This is a genomic window from Pseudomonas citronellolis (assembly GCF_900112375.1).
Taxonomy (GTDB): Bacteria; Pseudomonadota; Gammaproteobacteria; order Pseudomonadales; family Pseudomonadaceae; genus Pseudomonas; species Pseudomonas citronellolis.
This window is the reverse complement of record NZ_FOLS01000028.1, coordinates 38884-55277: the sequence shown is the minus strand read 5'-3', so window position 1 is coordinate 55277 and position 16394 is coordinate 38884. Positions and strand designations below refer to the sequence as shown.

Genomic DNA, 16394 nt, shown 5'->3' with positions numbered 1-16394 from the left:
TTGGCCATCAGGCGGCCAGGTAGGTCTCGACCAGGCGCACCCAGAGGCTGGCGCCGAAGGGGATGGCCGCGTCGTTGAAGTCGTAGCCGGGGTTGTGCACCATGCAGCCGCTCGGCCCGCTCTGGCCGTTGCCCAGGGCGATGTAGCAGCCCGGCCGGCGTTCGAGCATCCAGGCGAAATCCTCGCTGCCGAGAAAGCCCGCCGGCGGCTCGGACAGCAGCCGCTGCGGGCCCACCAGTTCGCTCGCCACCTGGCGCAGCAGGCGCGTTTCGGCCGGGGTGTTGACCAGCACCGGCACCAGCTCCTCGTAGTCCAGTTGCGCTTCGATGCCATGTACCGCCGCCACCCCCTGGGTGACTTCGGCGATGCGCCGCTTCAGCAGCTGGCGCACGTCCGGGCGGGTGGCGCGGACGCTCAGGCGCAGTTCGGCCCGGTCGGGAATCACGTTGGCCGCCTCGCCGGCGTGGATGGCGCCGACGGTGATCACCGCGACCTCGCTGGAAGGCACGTTGCGCGAGACGATGCTCTGCAGCGCCAGCACCAGTTCGGCGGCGGCCACCACCGGGTCCTTCGCCGCATGCGGCATGGCGCCGTGGCCACCGACGCCGAGCAGGCGGATGGTGGCACGGTCGCTGGAGGCGGTGAGCGGCCCCTCGCGGGTCAGGAAGCAGCCCACCGGCAGGCCCGGCGCGTTGTGCAGGGCGTATACGGCATCGCAGGGGAAGCGCTCGAAGAGGCCGTCCTCCATCATCGCCACCGCGCCGCCCAGGGTTTCCTCGGCGGGCTGGAAGATCAGGTTGAGGGTGCCGTCGAAGGCGCGCGTCTGCGCCAGGTAGCGCGCCGCGCAGAGCAGGATGGCGGTGTGCCCGTCATGCCCGCAGGCGTGCATCTTACCGGGTTGCTGGCTGCGATGGGGCACGCCGCTGGCTTCCTCGATGGGCAGCGCGTCCATGTCGGCGCGGATGCCGATGCTGCGCGGGCCCTGGCCCTGGCGCAGCACGCCGACCACGCCGGTGCCGCCGACGCCCTCGTGCACCGCGTAGCCCCACTGGCGCAGGTAGCCGGCCACCAGTTCGGCGGTGCGCCGTTCCTCGAAGCCCAGTTCGGGGTGCTGGTGGATCTGCCGGCGGATGGCGACGAACTCATCCTGCCAGTGCTGGATGCGCGCAAGCGGCTCGGGGCTGGCCCGGGTCATGGCCCTAGTCCTTGTTGTAATGACGACGGCCGGCAGCATGCCTCAGCCATGGCGGGCTGAATAATGACCTCTGCACATGCTTATCCAGGCTGGTTATGTCAGCCGGCGGGCTTTTGCAGATGCGGGCCCTTGAAGGCGTAGACCAGCTCGTCGACCAGCATCTGCGCCTCGCGGGTCATCAGCTCGGGCGGCCGCGAGACCAGCGAGATGTCGGTGCCCGGCACGCGCTCGGCGATGTTCAGCGGCTCCAGGGTGCTGGAGACCACCGGCAGGTCGAACACCCGCCGCGACCAGAAGCTCACCGCGTCGGTGTTGGCCGCCAGCTCCGCGTAGAGCACCACCGAGGCGCACTCGATGATGCGCTGCGGCGGCTCCACCCGATGCTCGCGGAACATCTCCCCGGCCAGGGAAACGTCGAGGGAATCGGGGATCAGCCACTCCTGGTCGAGCAGCTCGTGCAGCGACCCGGCCGCGCGCAGCGGATGGCCCTTGCGCACCGCCAGGGTGGTGGGCTGGGCGTAGAGTTCCTGCCAGAGGAAGCCGTCGATGTTGCGCGAGGCCGGCTGCGAGGTCAGCGCCAGGTCCAGCTGGCCTTCGCGCAGGCCCTCCAGCAGCTTGGCCGGGCGCAGTTCGTTGATCTGCAATTGCACCTTGGGGAAACGCTTGCGGTAGCGCAGCAGGCAGTTGGCGAACTGCTGGCTGGGCGTGACCGGCGACACGCCGATGGCCACGCGGCCGTCCATGGCGCCCTTGAGCGTCTCGATCTCGTCGCGCGCGCGGCGCACCTCCTCCACCACCAGCCGCGCCCGGCGCACCAGGCGCTCGCCATATTCGGTGGCGGTGATGCCACGGTTGGAGCGCAGCAGCAGGGGCACGCCCAGCTCGGCTTCGAGTTCCTTGATGCTCTTGGACAGCGCCGGCTGCGAGATATGCAGCAGGCGCGAGGCTTCCTGGATGCTGCCACTCTCGCAGATGGCGACCATGGCGCGCAGTTGATGCAACTTCATGATGGGGCTACGACCGCTCTATTCGACTTGTACCGCGCAAGGTAAAGCAAAAATCGCGTGGGCAGGCAGCGGCCAATTGTAAAAAACGCCGGATTCCCGGGTGAGTGGTTGGTCATGGCTGGTGGGGTATTGGGTTGGGCGTGGGGGTCTGCCGGTGGGAAAAGTGTAAGGGTCTAGTCCGCTCCCTCTCCCTAACCCTCTCCCTGAAGGGAGAGGGGACCGTTCGGAGTGTTCGGGAGTTTCGGCATTAGCCGGCAAGCTCAGCGACATCCGGCTGAAACCATTTCCTATCTCGGCACGGACAAGCCCCCTCTCCCTTCAGGGAGAGGGCTGGGGAGAGGGTGCTCCCCCCCAACGTCCCCAATTCACCAGCAAACTCCCCCCCATAAATGCCCCCGAAAAAAAGGCGGCCATCCAGCCGCCCACAAAGAGAGCATCGATGGAGTTGCTCTGTCGACTCAACGAATCCCGGTAGCACGCAAGGCGCTGGGAGTGAAGTCATTGCTGGTGGACTCGAGGTCGAAGCGGTACGCGCCCTTCTCCTCGTTGCGCAGGCCCGACACCGTGTAGCGCCCGGACAGCACGTCGTAGTGGGTCTCGGCGGTCAGCCAGGTGAACTGCTGGTCGTAGAACGGCCGCGCGTGGCCCTCGGAAACGCGCCAGAGGTTGCCGCGGCCGTCGTAGGCGTCGGCCTCGGCGATCTGCCAGCTGTCTTCGTCGATGTACAGGTCGCGCTTGCTGTAGACATGGCGCTGGCCCGGCTTCAGGGTCGCCTCCACGTGCCACACGCGGTGCAGTTCGTAGCGGGTGTAGTCGGGGTTCAGGTGGCCCGGCTTGACGATATCGGCGTACTTCGCCTTGGGCGAGTCCAGGGCGAAGCTGTTGTAGGGGATGTACAGCTCCTGCTTGCCCAGCAGCTTCCAGTCGTAGCGGTCGGGCGAGCCGTTGAACATGTCGAAATCGTCGTAGGTGCGCATGCCTTCGGCGCCGGGGCTGTCGTAGGCCACCTGCGGGGCGCGGCGCACGCGGCGCTGGCCGGCGTTGTACATCCAGGCCATGCGCGGTTCCTTGACCTGGTTGATGGTCTCCAGCACCAGCATCACGCTGCCGGCGCGGCGCGGCGGCGAGAGGATCTCCTGGCGGAAGTAGTAGAGGATGTTGTCCATCTTCGCCGGGTCGTAGTCCTTCAGCCCGAAGGGGAAGGCGAACTGCTCCTTCATGTAGCTGATGGTGTAGTCGCCGTTGCTCTGCGGGTTCATCTGCGCGGTGGTGCGCAGCATGGTCTTGCCGCGGTAGCGGGTGACGTGGTTCCAGATCGCCTCCAGGCCGTTCTGCGGGATCGGGAAGGGAATCGAGACCTTGAAGTTCTCCAGGCCGTTGCCGCCCTCGGCGAGGTGGGTGGCGCCGGCGTTGGCCTTCACCGCGGCGAGCACCTCGGCCGGGTAGGCGGCGCTGCGGTGGCTGGGGTAGACCGGGATGCGGTAGCTGTCCGGGAAGCGCTTGAACATCGCCAGCTGGCCGGGGGTCAGCTTCGCCTTGTACTGCTCGGCGTTCTGCGCGGTGATGGTGAACAGCGGCTTCTCGCCGGCGTAGGGGTCGGCGAGGAAGCCCGCGGCGTCCAGGGCGCCGGCGTTGGTGGCGAGGCCGCCGGTCCAGGCCGGGATGCTGCCGTCGGCGTTGCCGGCCTTCTCGGCGCCCATCGGCGTCAGGTCGGCGCCCAGGCGCGCGACCTGGTCGGCGGAAACGGCGGCCATCGCCTGGCCGGCGAGCAGGCCGAGGCTGAGGCAGCCGGCCTTGAGCAGGAGCTTGTGCTGCATGGTGGGTCCTCCGGGGGGCGTCAGAAGCTGACGCCCAGGCTGACGGCGAGGAAGTCGCGGTCGGTGTTGGTGTTGTAGTCGCCGCCGAAGTAGTCGGTGTAGCTGATGCTGGCGGTGTATTTGCTCAGGTATTCGCCGTCCAGGCCGATGCTCAGGGCCTTCTCGCCTTCGCTGAAGGTCGGGCCGTAGCCCTGCACGTCGTGGGCGAACGACAGGTTCGGCTTGAGGGTCACGCCGCCGATCATGTCGTTGTATTCGAGCTGGCCGCGCAGGCGGTAGCCCCAGGAGTTGCCGGTGTAGAAGCCGTGGCTGTTGCACTCGCCGGGGTTGGCGGTGTTGACCACCCCGGTGCACAGCGCGTTGCCCGCAAGGCCCAGCAGCGAGGAACTGCCCGCCGCGCCCAGCTCGCCATTGCCATAGACGCTGCTGCGGCCGAAACGCAGGGCGCTGCCGTCGGTGGGGCCGAGGTCGCTGACGTGGGTGAAGCCGACCTCGCCGACCAGGGTCAGGCGGTCGGCGCGCACCAGCGGCAGGTTGTCGAAGGTGTTGGTCAGGGTGACCTGCGCCTGGGTCACCGGCTTGCGCTGGTAGCCCTGGATCAGCGAACCGTAGGCCGAGTCGGCCCAGCCGCTGGCGAAGATCGGCAGGCCGGCGTTGACCGCCGGGTTGGTCGATGCCGCGCCGAGGGTGGCGGCGGCGGAAATGTCGGTGCCGTTGAGCCCCAGCGGCATGTTCGGCCGGTAGCTGATTTCGCCGGAGAGCGCCGCGGTGCCCACCGTGGTGTTGAAGCTCAGGCCGTACAGGCGGATGTCTTCGGGGTAGGTCAGGAAGTAGCGCGCGGTGCTGCGCCCGCCCTGGCCGAACAGCCCGCCGACCGGGTCGGCCAGCGCGCCCTGGCCGACGATCCAGCTGCTGTAGGGCGTACGGCTGTGGTAGTTCATGGCGTAGAGGCCGAACTCGGTGTCGTTCAGCGACTCGGCCATCCAGTGCAGGGCCACGCCGAACTGGCCGCCGTCGCGGGCATCCTTGTCGCCCAGGCGCGGCACGTAGCCATAGCCGCCCCGCACGCCGGTGCCGTCGATGTCGCGGTCGAAGTCGCTGCCGTTGATCGCCATGCCCGTGTCGCAGCCCTGGGCGACGATATCGCTGCCGAAGAAGGTGCCGCAGTTGTCCACCACGGTCTTTTCCCATTTCAGCTGGTAGAAGGCTTCCAGCGACAGGTTCTCGACGATGCCCTGGTTGAAGTAGAACATCGGCACCGGGATCAGCGCTTCCTTGACCTCCGAGCCGGGCCGGCGCAGCGCCGAGACGTCCACCGGGTTGATGCTGTTGATGCCGTTCTGGATGAAGGTGCTCTCGCCCCAGCTCACCACCTGCTTGCCCAGGCGCACGCTGCCAGGCAGGTCGCGAAGGGTGTAGTTGTGATAGACGAAGGCGTCGAGCAGCTGGGCGCCGGAGGAGCGCGCGGCCTGGTCGCGGCCGCTGTCGTCGATGTCGTAGAGGTGCTGGTGGCCATCCTTGAGCTCGAAGTCGTACCAGTACTTGCCGCGCAGGAACACGCCGGTGTCCTGGTACTTCAGCTCGAGGTCGTGCACGCCCTTGAACAGCTTGGAGAAGGCCTCGCCCTTCTTGAAGTTCAGCCGGTTGTCGTCGGAGGTGGCGCTGGAGGCGCTGCCGCCATTGCGGCTGCCGATGAATTTCTTGTCCGGGTTGTCCATGGCCCAGCTGGCGCCGATGGACAGGCTGGAGTCGAAACGCCCCTCGATCTCCCCGATGTTGAAGGTTGCCGCGTGGGCCGGCAGCGCGCCGCCCAGGGCCATGCCGACCGCCAATGCCAGTTTCCGCGGCCGCAGGGACGCACCTTCGGTTCTTGTTCTTTTCATGCTGTTCTCCGCCAGGAACGTGCTTCAAGGGGGGAGCCCGGGGGCTTCCCGCACAGCCCGGCGCCATGAAGAACACGGCGACCCGGGAGGCGGTCGCATAGTAAGAGCCGCGTTGCACGGCTGGCCTCTGAAAAAAACTTATGCCCATAGCCAAAAGCGCCCCCACGGCGCCGATAACCAGCGGCTATCGGGATAAGCAGGATTCAGCCGGCACGCGGCGCGCCTTGCCCTATAGTCCGCGCCATCCAACCTGGCAGCCCATGGGGACGAGCATGAAGATTGCGTTGACCGGCGACAGCATCCTGCAGCGCCGCCTGAACAGCCTCGAGGACACGACATTGCGCCCGCTGTTCGACCTGATCCGCACGGCGGACGTCAGCTTCACCAACCTGGAAGTGCTGCCCAACGACTTCGCCGGCGACCCGGCCCTGGAAAGCGGCGGCTCGCACTTCGGCGCCCCGGCCTGGATTCTCGACGAGCTGGTGGCGGGCGGCTTCGACCTGTTCTCCACCGCCAACAACCACGCGCTGGACTACAGCATCGCCGGCCTGCACGCCATGCATCGGCAGCTGCGCCAGCGCGAACTGCTCTACGCCGGCACCGGGCGCAACCTGGAAGAGGCGCGGCGCCCGGTCTATTGCACGCGCCCGGAGGGCACAGTCGCCCTGCTCGCCTGCAGCGCCACCTTCGGCAAGGGCCAGGAAGCCAGCGACCAGGGCCGCGACATGCCCGGCCGCCCGGGCCTGAACCCACTGCGCTTCGACACCGTGCACGAAGTGAGCCCGGCGCAGATGGCCCAGGTGCGCGAGCTGATCGCCGGCCTCGGCCTGGACCGCCTGTACCAGGGCGCGGTGGACCTGGGTTTCGCCCACCCGCTGCCACACCCGTCGCTGGCGGTGTTCGGCCCCTTCACCCCGGTGCTGTTCCGCGAGGGCCAGCAGACGCGCCTGCGCACCGCGCCGCGGAAGAAGGACGTCGACGACATCCTGCGCTGGGTCGAGGAGGCGCGGCTGATGGCCGACGTGGTGGTGCTGAGCATCCACGCCCACGAGCTGGGCTACAACGCCGAGGGCGAATGGGACCTGGAAACCCCGGCGGAATTCCTCCAGCCGGTGGCGCGGCGGATGATCGACGCCGGCGTCGACATCGTGGTCGGCCATGGCCCGCACCTGCTGCGCGGCATGGAGATCTACAACGGCAAGCCGATCTTCTACAGCCTGGGCAACTTCATCGGCCAGAACGAGCTGGTGGAGCGCCTGCCGGTGGATAGCTACGAGCAGTTCCGCGTCGATCGCGAGCAGACGCCCTCCAAGGTCTTCCAGCAGCGCACCCGCAACGACACCCGCAGCTTCCCCGCGGACGCGCGCTTCTGGGAAACCCTGGTGCCGGTCTGCCGCTTCGACGGCGGCCGCCTGCAGGCCATCGAGCTGCACCCGGTCAGCCTGGGCCTGGGCGAGGCCATTCATCGCCGCGGGCGCCCGCGCCTGGCCGAAGGCGAGCATGGCCGCGCCATCCTCGAACGCTTCGCGCGGCTGTCGCAGCCCTACGGCACGCGGCTCAGCATCGAGGGCGGTATCGGCCTGCTCAGCCTGTAGGGCCGCAGTAGAACGACGACGCCGGACGGGTAGCCGGTGTCGGCGCGCCGGCCCGGACGCCGGCCGCCTGCCGGCGATCGACGGCCAGGGATTCCTGATAGAATTGCCGGCCGTCGCCCATGATCCTGATCCGTACCGCATGAGCGACGGTTCCATCCTTGCGTTTTCGCTTGCCAACGATCAGCCAGGCTGATCGGGTACCCGGTACCAGCGAAGCGTCAGGCACAAGCGAAAACGCCCCGAAACGCAGCGGAACACGATCCACCGAGATGCCTCCAGAATCGCCCACCAAACCAGCAATCGCGCGCCCCGAGCCCTCCCGCCGCTTCTCCGTGGCGCCCATGATGGACTGGACACACTTTTAGTTTTCAATGACTTAAAGTGACGTTAAATCGCCCTAGAAGCCAGTATTTATAAGGCTTCCACACGATTAGACATTTTCCCACTGTTACCACAGACTGTTACCAATGTTCGAGAGACACAGGGGTGGCAGATCTCATGGGAACGATCGTCAAGCGCGGGGAGAAGTGGCGTGCCGTCGTCAGAATGAAGGGGCATCCAACCTCGACGAAAACCTTCGCGAAGAGGGCCGAGGCTAAGGTGTGGATCGCCGAGATCGAGAACGCGATGCACAAGCGGGAGCTGGCGCACACGAAGGACGAGATCAGCGACCTCGTGCAGAAGTACGTCGACGAGATCCTCCCACTGCGGAAGAACCTCAAGCAGAGCCGGAACAACTACCTCACTCTGAAGAGGCTTACGAAGGGGCTTACCCTAGGAGACCTGAACGCTACCGATCTTCTGAAGTGGGTTCAGGAAAAGCGCTCTGCCGCGTCCAAAGCTACTCGCCTGATGGACCTTACGATGATCAATACGGTGCTCAAAGCTGCCGAAGCATTCTGGTCACTCGTGATCCCGTGGAAGGAATTCAAAAAGGCCCGTGTTGCGCTACGGAGCCTCGGGTTGGTCGGTAAGAGCAGAGAGCGAGACCGCCGGCCAGAGGGCGACGAGCTAGACCGAATAAAAGCCGAACTGAGCACCGTTCTCCCCCTGGATGACCTGATCGATTTCGCCATCGCCACAACCATGCGCTCTAGCGAAGTTACTCGACTGCGATGGGCGGACCTCAATGAGAAGAACCGCACCATCATCATTCGAGATCGAAAACACCCGAATGAAAAAGTGGGTAACGACCAGGTCGTGCCTCTGCTGAATGGGGCGTTCGAAATTGTAATGCGCCAGCCGCGGGCCGAGGGCCAAGAGTTGATCTTCCCCTATAAATCGAAATCCGTGGAAGCAGCCTTCCAACGGGCCCGGGGTCGAGCCGGCGTGATCGATCTTCGCTATCACGATCTTCGCCATCACGGCATCAGTCTGCTCTTCGAGATGGGCTTTGCAATCCAGGAGGTGGCGATTGTGTCCGGCCACAAGGACTGGAATCAGCTCCGCCGCTATACGAACTTGAAGCCGGAAAGCCTGCACGAAGGGCCGATTGCTTTCCGCATCTTGCGGGAGCGCGAGAAAGCGCTGGAGCAAGCTGAGGCAGCGAGGGCCGAAGCGGTAGCGGCGTGACGACTGACGACTTGCTATGCTGGCACTCCGCCGACACTGCTCAAGGAGCCGATGCATGAACGCCACAAGGACTTTCGCGGTACTCACCCTCACGGCCGCCCTCGCCGCCTGCGCAGCGCCCAAACCGCGAACCCTCGTCGACCTACCGCCCTTCCCCGCTGCGGAGTACGCATCGCTGCAGCAGAACGGTAGCGCCAGCGTCACCGGCCAGGTGTTCATGAAGACGGCCGGCGGGACCGTGCAACTGGGCGCCGGCAACGCCGTGATCCTGGAGCCCGCCACCAGCTACTCCAGCGCCTACTACGCAGCCTATGGGAACCGAGATCCTGAGCCGCCGCGCGACTTCTACGGACAGATCGAGCCGTTGCAGCCCTCCTTCGATCCGCGGCGTAACCAGTACGTGCGGCAGACGACGGCAGATGCCCAGGGCAACTTCGCGTTCAGCGGGCTGCCGGCGGGCCGCTATTTCGTGTCGTCGAAAGTCGTTTGGCTGGCCCCCGTCGGTGGGGGCGCCTGGCAGCAGGGAGGGACGGTGACGCAGGAGATCAGCGTGGCGGACGGCCAGGCTGTACGGGTGATGCTGACGCGCTGAGCCTACTTGCCGGTGCGCTTCCAGCCGCAGCGCTGCGCGCCAGTCTCGTTGTGCTCCTGGATCTGGCGGGCGGTGCCATCGGTGAACTGGTCTAGGCGGCTGACGTAGATCGGCTTGGCCCATGTGCAGCCGAGGTCAGTCCCTTGACCACTCGTTACGCAGCCGCTCAGCAGCAGCACCGTCAGGCTGGCGATCGACACGCATTTCAACATCGGAACGCTCCCGGGCGGCCTCGATCGTCCGCCGCTGAGTTTTCTGCTCGGTTGCCTTGCGCGCTGCACGGCCGCCCAAGGCGTAGGCGCCGAACAGCACCAGCACGACGGCCATGAGGGTTAACAGCGCCGCCTGGATACGGCCCCACAGCGTGGCGATCATTCCAGCCCCGCTTGGTGCTTCCGCACCTGGCTCCAGGCGATGAACACCGCCACGGCGATAGTCGCCACACCGAAGGCGATGCGGATCCATGAGCCAGAACTGATGTTGGCGTCCTGCTGGCTCATCGCATCGGCGACCTTCGGCATGACGTCACCCAGTTGTGCCAGGCCCAGGGCGCCGACGGAGGTTGCACCGACGGTCTCCTTGGTCACCGGGATCTTAGCCACCTGGGCGGCCGGTTGAATCACGCCCGCGCGGCGCAACCCCTCGTCGATCTGCGCCGGATCCCAGCGGTACGCCTTGCCGGTACGAGGATCGATGCCGGTCTCGTGGTTGGCTACGGCCTCGACCAGCGGGCGGGCATAGACGTACTGGTGGGTGTCGATCGGATCGTCGGCCCGCACACCTACCGCCTTGGCCACGGCCCGCACGTAGGCATCGGTGTTGTTCTCGTTGGACGGTGCCCAGCGGTTGATGATCTTGCGGATGGTGTCGGCGCCGTAGCGGTCGTGGTAGGTCTGCAGGAGCAGCTCCAGCGCCCGGAAGCCGTAGACCGGGGACTCGAACACCTCGAAGCGCGGCTCAGCGAGCTGGTCGGCATTGCGCTGGTCCATGGGGAGGATCCCGAGCCACTTGTTCGCCGGCACGTGGTCGATGTTCCCCGGGTTGTTGTTGCGCACGGAGCGCGGGGCCTTGGCGGTCATTTAGTCCACCCTCGCAGGGTTGCCGGGCTCGATGGTGACAGCCGGCGGTTGATGTCTTCGAGGGTGCTCCTCACCTCGCGAAAGTCCTCGCGGTTCTCCTTGCGGAGAGTCTCGGTCGCGACTCGAACCTCTTTTGCGGTATCAGCCTGGGCGGCGCTCACGCGGTCCACGTCAACGCGGAGCATCGAGATGTCGCGCTGCTGATTCGCGTCAGCGGCAGCCAGGTCGTTGTAGGTCTTCACCCCGAAGGTGACGACGCCAGCCATCATGGTGACCAGGGTAATGATGGTGGGAATGTTGATCGTCAGGTCCATCTGAACCCTGTGGCGCCCCTCCGGGGGGCGGGGGTGCTGCGGCGGCGTATCCAGGGCTCGAAGGTTGTCGGTCATTGGGCACCTTGCAGCGGATAATCAACATTTAGTTGAGAATAATAGCGGCGAGCCACCCCGAGAGCAATCTCTACGCCCATACCCTCCAGGGCGTTTCCGGCTCCGGCAGCTCCACGCCGGCCGGCCAGGTGATAGGCGCCTCCGATCTGACGTTGGCGTAGAAGCCGTCACGCGGCACCGGCTCCGCGCCCTCCTCTGCCGGTACGTCGTACCATGTGCCGATGATGTCGAGCGCGACGCCGGGCGCGGCCACCAGTTGGCCGTCCTCGATGGAGGCCGCGCCGGTATCCAGCAGGGCCTGCTCCAGCGCCTGGGCAGAGGCCACACGCAGGTAGTAGTCGATCATGCGGTGATCCTCTGCAGTTCGTTGTCGAACAGCCGGCGTGGCCAGTAGCGAACCCGACGAATGTGCCCGTTGAAGAACTGCGCACCGACCAGCGCGCCCAACTCCAGCTTGGTGATAGCTGGAACAGCACCACCAGGCGCCGTCCCGGTGCCAAGCACTCCCTTGGCGGCCATGCGGTAATCGGTAGCGCCGTACACCCCGGCCATCCTGATAGTGCCGGCCGTACCTATTGCAGCGGATGTGATCGACGCCATTGATACCCCGCTGGCAGTGACCAGGTACTCAGTGATACCAGTATTTGCCGCAAGGTCGAGCACGATCCGGTTCTGCTGGGTACCGTTGGTGAAAGCCGCAGCACGCTTTACCGGCCCAGCAACAGACAGCGGGGCTCCCTCAACGAACAGCGTCCCCTCGTCCGGATTGAACCAAGGGCTCAGTGTATTCACGCTCGCCACATCCGCAGCGCGGGTTACCTGGGCGCTGGTTGTAGGAGTGGTGCTGGTGGGGAAAGCGCCTGGCTCGAATTGCTGTCTCCACAAATAAGCGCCAGAAGCACCATCGCCAGCATAGGTAGGTATGGCCGATGCAACGGCACCGTCGCTTACCAACCAAATCGCCGGATTGCCTGATGTCGCACCTGCCGGGGAAGTCGCACTAACCCACAGGCGGTAAACGCCATTGCCGACATTGATCACGCCGGCAGCGATACCTGCCCAAGTATTCCCATTGTTGTAGGTTCTCAACAAAGTTCCGGTCTGGAGGTCGAAGGCCGCAACGGCGCACTGGCTACGAGATGAACCGATATTCAGGAAAACGTAGCGGCGTTCGCCCTGCTTCGCGTGCACCGAATAGCAATATGCTGTACCGCCCGTGATGGAGCATATCTGGTAGAGCGAGTGCAGATCGTTGGTGGTGCTGTCCACCAGCTTCTGCATAACTCCGCCAGCGGGGGAGACCACCGAGGATGACTCGACAGTGGCCAGTGACTTTGTCCATGATGAGACGCTGTAATCGTCCGACTGGATCAGTAGGTTTGTCCTCTGCTCCTCGATTAATAATCCGCCAGGCTGCAGCGCCACCGGATCGTAGTCGAAACGCGGCTGGTTGGAGGTCACCTGCTCCAGCACGCCGGAGGCGTTAAAGCGCCAGGCAGCGCTCGACCGGGTAAACGTGATCAGGTCGGCGAAGGCGACGCTGCTCATGCCGCCGGCGCCGTCGGACACCTTGTAGAGCTGGGCCAGGAAGTCCAGGTCCAGTGTGGGCAGCGCAGCCGGACTGCCCACGGCCAGGCGCTTGAGCAGGGGCTTCAGTGCGGCGCCCATGTCACACCGCCCCGGATGCGATGGCGTTGATGCCGGCAGCAGAGGCCTGCAGTTGCAGCGTCTCGCCACTGCCGATGTTCAGGCTGCGCAGGTCCAGGGTGTAGCTGCTCGATGCGGGGACCGAACTGGCGGGCAGGATCACCGCGCCGCCGGACAGCCGCAGTTGAACGTTGATGGCGTTGGCCGGATCGGTGTTCGCGACCAGGATCGAAGCCAGGATGGCGGCCTCACCGACGACGTCGGTCCAGGTGTTGTTCGTGTAGGCTGTCAACTTCCAGTTCTTCGGCGTCATGGTCAGAGCCCCATCCAGATCATCGTTTCCAGCGGCTGCAGCGCCGTCGCGACAGCCGCATTGGTTGGCAGTTCGGTAGGTCCCTCTCCCACGTTCGCCAGTGCCGCACTGCCGAGTTCATCCAGCGACAGCGTGGCTTGCTGCCAGTTCGCAGCACCGGTACTCGCATTGAGGCAAAGCCACATCTCGCCGGTCGTTGTGTTCACCCATCGGCTCAGCACGCTATAGCCCTGCACCTGGTCATCCGCCGCAGACGGGTTGGTTGTAGCGGTGAGGTTGTCCTTCCGCTTGGGCTCGTAGCGCACATCGGCGTCCGCCTGTGAAATACCCCCAGCAGACTTCTCGCTCCATGCTGTGCCGCTGTACTCGTACGTTTTCACCTGCCCGTAGGCATCCAACTCGCCAGAAATCTGTACGCGCCAGCCGGATTTAGGTACTAGGTATTCCCACTGGGCCGTGGTGGCCCCCGTCGCCCACCAGCGAGCGATCTTGTTGGCGTTGGTCCCAGTCCCGATGAAGAGATAGGCGTCCCCCTCCACCTGCCCGGTGGTTGGGAGAGCCGTCACGCGGCTTTTCACAACAGGCTGAAGCAGGAAGTCTTCCCAGCGCCACTTGGCCACCAGTTGCGCGTAATGCGCCTCGCCGGGAGCGCCGTTAATCAGGAGGCCTGTGTTAGGCCCAGTGGCCAGTGTCATGCTGCGACTCCTCCGAGATCCTCGCCTAGGTGGAAGCCCAGGCCGTGGCGATCAATTGTGATGTCGTGCCGCTGCCAGGACGCGAGGCCGTCACGCGAGCTGGCGAGCACTAGGCGTGGCGTCTGCAGCACACCGTCTGCGACCACGTCGGCCAGGGCATACGACCAAGAGGTACTGGTGATTCCCGTGTAGGTGCGCTTCAACGTGGTGCCGTCGAACACCTGCACGGTATAGGTCGTACCAACTTCCGGGCCGATGTTACCACTCGTGAACGGCATCAAATCAACCGTTTGTTGATTCCTATCGCGATGAGACCACGTCACGGCCAGGTCGCCGTACACCTTGGTTGGGAAGTAGGTGCTGTTCACCTTGACGTTGCCGGGCGGGTACGGACGGGACGCCCGGTTCGCCATCGTCACGCTGTAGGCGGGCGACGAGGCAAGAGGCAAGGTGCCTCGACCGGTACGCGTGAGCGGCTTGTAGTAGGCCACCTCGGCGCTGGTGCGCTGCGTTGGATCGTACACGTCAGCCTGGTCCATGAACCACGCCCTGGCGCCCTCGACGTGGAGCGCTGGCACGGTGTCGAGCACGGCACGCGTTGCAATGACGACACCGGTCGACGGGTTGATCGCTGTGACGCCGAAAGCCTCGTTGTCGATGTAGAAGTAGGTGCCGAGGTCGACCTCGTCGACATCGATCATGTTGCGCAGCGTGAACGTCACGGGGCCCGCGCTTATCGGCATATCGGCTGCGAGCGTGCCGCTGGCAACGAAGTCCCCCGCCGCCATGAACGAATAGGGGCCCGCGTTGGCAGGGGCCTCCCACAGATCGAAGCCATAGCTGTCTGCGGTCGGCTTCACCGCGAGTACCCCGCCGAATCCGAAGCCTGGTTCGAGATATGCGATATCCGCCGCGCTCATCTGGTGTACCAAGTCCCAATACGGAGCCTCGATTGCGCGAGCAGCAATGGCCGGTGCAGGCGGGTTCAACGGCTCAACCCATCCGGATGGCTGCTGGCCGGTGTAGGCGTTGCTGGGCAACCCGAAGATGTCTTCAAGAGCCTCGATCTCAATGCTATCCGGCAACGAGCCAGGACGAATCGCCGTGACGCGGAATGGCGCTCCATTGATACCCAGACGCGGCCAGGTCAGCTTGAACACCTTGCCAAGCATCCAGCGGCTGGCCACGCGGTTCACAGCCAGCGTGACCTTGGCTAAAGGGGAGGAGGCGATATTCAGGTCTCGCATGGCCGCACGCACAGCCAGATCGAACTCCCGAATGGCTGGGTAACTACGAGTCGTCGACACCACTGCCCCCTGCGCGGCGATGCTCGCTGGATCCTGAACGGCGACAGTCGCGTCGTTCTGATCACGATCGGTGTAGGTGACAACGATCTCGTTGGCGGTATCGCCCCAAGCGACGCGCTGGAACGAGTCCAGCGAAAGGATGTTAGAGGGGTTCAGCTCAGGGAGTGACGCCACATCGTAGTCGTCCCGAATAAGCACCAGGACGAATCGGCCGGTCTCCATATCCAATCCCTGGGCCGCGTTGATGTGGTTGACGAACAGTTGGACAACGTCCTCGATCGAGGACTGGTCCTCCCACACCCAGGAGAGCCCGAAGCCCTCGCTGTACAGCTTATCGGCTGCCGCTCGGAAGCTGGTGTCATCAATGTCGTCCGGCGAGTACCCCATCCCCCACTCCGTGTCGGTGAGGCACTGGTAGATGATGTGCGCCGGGTTCATGTCGCGCCCGATCTGCGCCTTCTCCGGATACCACGCCGAGCCACGGCTCCATCCTTTCAAGATCCTGCGAACACGCCACCAGGGCGCCTTGAAGTACGGGTTCATTGCCGACCAGTAGAACTGGCGGAACACCGTTGTGAGCAGCCCCACGTAACCCGGGACGATGCCATCGGTTTTGCTGACCAGATAGGGATTCGGCTCCTGGGTGTCTTCCCCCATGCAGATGTCGATAGTCCCGGCCCAACCGCCTTCTCTCGACGTACCGCCGAACAGCTCCTCTTGGTTGATGGTGATGCTGCCCGACGACGTCACGTTGCCCGTCCAGGCCGTGCGGTCACCTCCGATGAGTTCCAGCACTGCGTCTACAGGGCCGTGACATACGGCCAGCTGAACGCCCATGAAATACTTGTAGCCGACCGTCTGCGACTTGCTTCCGGAACTCATGCTTCACCTGCCTGGCGACGGCGCGCCTGCTCGACGACAGCGCGAGCCATCTCATCGTCGATGCGTTCGATCTGCTCGATGGGCAGTCCTTCCTCCTTGAAGGTCCACCAGTCCAGCCCATGCCGGCGGAAAAACTTCGCCGCACCGGGGCGGCAGTAGCCGAGCACCACAGCATCTTCGAGTAGGACCTTCACTTCTTGCCCCCCTTCGACTTGATTTTCGTGATCTTCGGATCGCCGTACCAAATGACGTTGGTGTTCTTCAGCAGGTTCTCCCCGAACACGACGGGCACGTTGCCCCCCTCCTCAGCCGTCGGGATATCCAGACTACCGGCCTCGGGCTTCATGCCCTGATTCATTGAAGAGGTCATGGCGTAGGAGATGACCATCATTGCCACGGCAATCGCCAGTTGAACCCACAT

Annotated in this window: 17 protein-coding genes; 3 read left to right on the top strand and 14 right to left on the bottom strand. The window is 64.9% G+C overall.

Annotation, left to right across the window (positions count from 1 at the left end; translation table 11 throughout):
- Nucleotides 1-7: 7 nt before the first annotated feature.
- The 4 genes from BM060_RS23775 to BM060_RS23760 form a co-directional block, all read right to left on the bottom strand.
- On the bottom strand, nucleotides 8-1195 hold the full coding sequence (locus BM060_RS23775) for a M20 aminoacylase family protein (protein ID WP_074983603.1): 1188 nt from the start codon (nucleotides 1193-1195) through the stop codon (nucleotides 8-10).
- 98 nt (nucleotides 1196-1293) lie between these two features.
- Nucleotides 1294-2202, bottom strand: coding sequence for a LysR substrate-binding domain-containing protein (locus BM060_RS23770; protein ID WP_074983600.1), 909 nt, complete (start codon nucleotides 2200-2202; stop codon nucleotides 1294-1296).
- Between the two features lie 458 nt (nucleotides 2203-2660).
- On the bottom strand, nucleotides 2661-4019 hold the full coding sequence (locus tag BM060_RS23765; RefSeq protein ID WP_074983597.1) for a DUF1329 domain-containing protein: 1359 nt from the start codon (nucleotides 4017-4019) through the stop codon (nucleotides 2661-2663).
- 20 nt (nucleotides 4020-4039) lie between these two features.
- Nucleotides 4040-5902, bottom strand: coding sequence for a DUF1302 domain-containing protein (locus tag BM060_RS23760; protein WP_074983595.1), 1863 nt, complete (start codon nucleotides 5900-5902; stop codon nucleotides 4040-4042).
- Between the two features lie 272 nt (nucleotides 5903-6174).
- Between BM060_RS23760 and BM060_RS23755 the strand changes: the two genes are divergently transcribed.
- The 3 genes from BM060_RS23755 (at nucleotide 6175) to BM060_RS23745 (ending at nucleotide 9661) form a co-directional block, all read left to right on the top strand.
- Complete coding sequence (locus BM060_RS23755; RefSeq protein WP_074983592.1) at nucleotides 6175-7497, top strand: CapA family protein; 1323 nt, start codon at nucleotides 6175-6177, stop codon at nucleotides 7495-7497.
- Between the two features lie 498 nt (nucleotides 7498-7995).
- Nucleotides 7996-9069 carry a site-specific integrase gene (locus BM060_RS23750; protein ID WP_084302097.1) on the top strand — a complete coding sequence of 358 codons (1074 nt, stop codon included), beginning with the start codon at nucleotides 7996-7998 and terminating at the stop codon, nucleotides 9067-9069.
- Nucleotides 9070-9124: 55 nt separating this feature from the next.
- On the top strand, nucleotides 9125-9661 hold the full coding sequence (locus tag BM060_RS23745; protein ID WP_074983587.1) for a hypothetical protein: 537 nt from the start codon (nucleotides 9125-9127) through the stop codon (nucleotides 9659-9661).
- Between the two features lie 135 nt (nucleotides 9662-9796).
- Here the strand turns inward: BM060_RS23745 and BM060_RS33035 are convergent, their stop codons facing one another.
- From BM060_RS33035 to BM060_RS23690, 10 genes are all read right to left on the bottom strand, one after another.
- Nucleotides 9797-10036: a hypothetical protein gene (locus BM060_RS33035; protein ID WP_074983723.1), complete on the bottom strand. Its 240-nt coding sequence runs from the start codon at nucleotides 10034-10036 to the stop codon at nucleotides 9797-9799.
- Complete coding sequence (locus BM060_RS23730) at nucleotides 10033-10740, bottom strand: hypothetical protein (protein WP_074983583.1); 708 nt, start codon at nucleotides 10738-10740, stop codon at nucleotides 10033-10035. The genes BM060_RS33035 and BM060_RS23730 overlap by 4 nt, the downstream gene beginning before the upstream one ends.
- Nucleotides 10737-11129, bottom strand: coding sequence for a hypothetical protein (locus tag BM060_RS23725; protein WP_074983581.1), 393 nt, complete (start codon nucleotides 11127-11129; stop codon nucleotides 10737-10739). Before BM060_RS23725 ends, BM060_RS23730 begins: the two co-directional genes overlap by 4 nt.
- A gap of 70 nt (nucleotides 11130-11199) precedes the next feature.
- Nucleotides 11200-11475 (bottom strand): hypothetical protein, encoded by a 276-nt coding sequence (locus tag BM060_RS23720; RefSeq protein ID WP_074983578.1) that lies wholly within the window; start codon nucleotides 11473-11475, stop codon nucleotides 11200-11202.
- Entirely contained in the window at nucleotides 11472-12797 is a 1326-nt protein-coding gene (locus BM060_RS23715) for a phage head spike fiber domain-containing protein (protein WP_074983576.1), read from the bottom strand. Before BM060_RS23715 ends, BM060_RS23720 begins: the two co-directional genes overlap by 4 nt.
- Before the next feature lies 1 nt (nucleotide 12798).
- Nucleotides 12799-13089 carry a hypothetical protein gene (locus tag BM060_RS23710; protein ID WP_074983574.1) on the bottom strand — a complete coding sequence of 97 codons (291 nt, stop codon included), beginning with the start codon at nucleotides 13087-13089 and terminating at the stop codon, nucleotides 12799-12801.
- A 2-nt stretch (nucleotides 13090-13091) separates the two neighbouring features.
- The gene (locus BM060_RS23705) at nucleotides 13092-13784 is read right to left on the bottom strand and encodes a DUF2793 domain-containing protein (RefSeq protein WP_074983572.1); all 693 of its coding nucleotides are present in this window, start codon (nucleotides 13782-13784) and stop codon (nucleotides 13092-13094) included.
- Nucleotides 13781-15973 carry a phage tail protein gene (locus BM060_RS23700; RefSeq protein WP_074983570.1) on the bottom strand — a complete coding sequence of 731 codons (2193 nt, stop codon included), beginning with the start codon at nucleotides 15971-15973 and terminating at the stop codon, nucleotides 13781-13783. The genes BM060_RS23705 and BM060_RS23700 overlap by 4 nt, the downstream gene beginning before the upstream one ends.
- The gene (locus tag BM060_RS23695) at nucleotides 15970-16167 is read right to left on the bottom strand and encodes a hypothetical protein (RefSeq protein WP_074983569.1); all 198 of its coding nucleotides are present in this window, start codon (nucleotides 16165-16167) and stop codon (nucleotides 15970-15972) included. The genes BM060_RS23700 and BM060_RS23695 overlap by 4 nt, the downstream gene beginning before the upstream one ends.
- Nucleotides 16164-16394 carry a hypothetical protein gene (locus BM060_RS23690; RefSeq protein WP_074983567.1) on the bottom strand — a complete coding sequence of 77 codons (231 nt, stop codon included), beginning with the start codon at nucleotides 16392-16394 and terminating at the stop codon, nucleotides 16164-16166. Before BM060_RS23690 ends, BM060_RS23695 begins: the two co-directional genes overlap by 4 nt.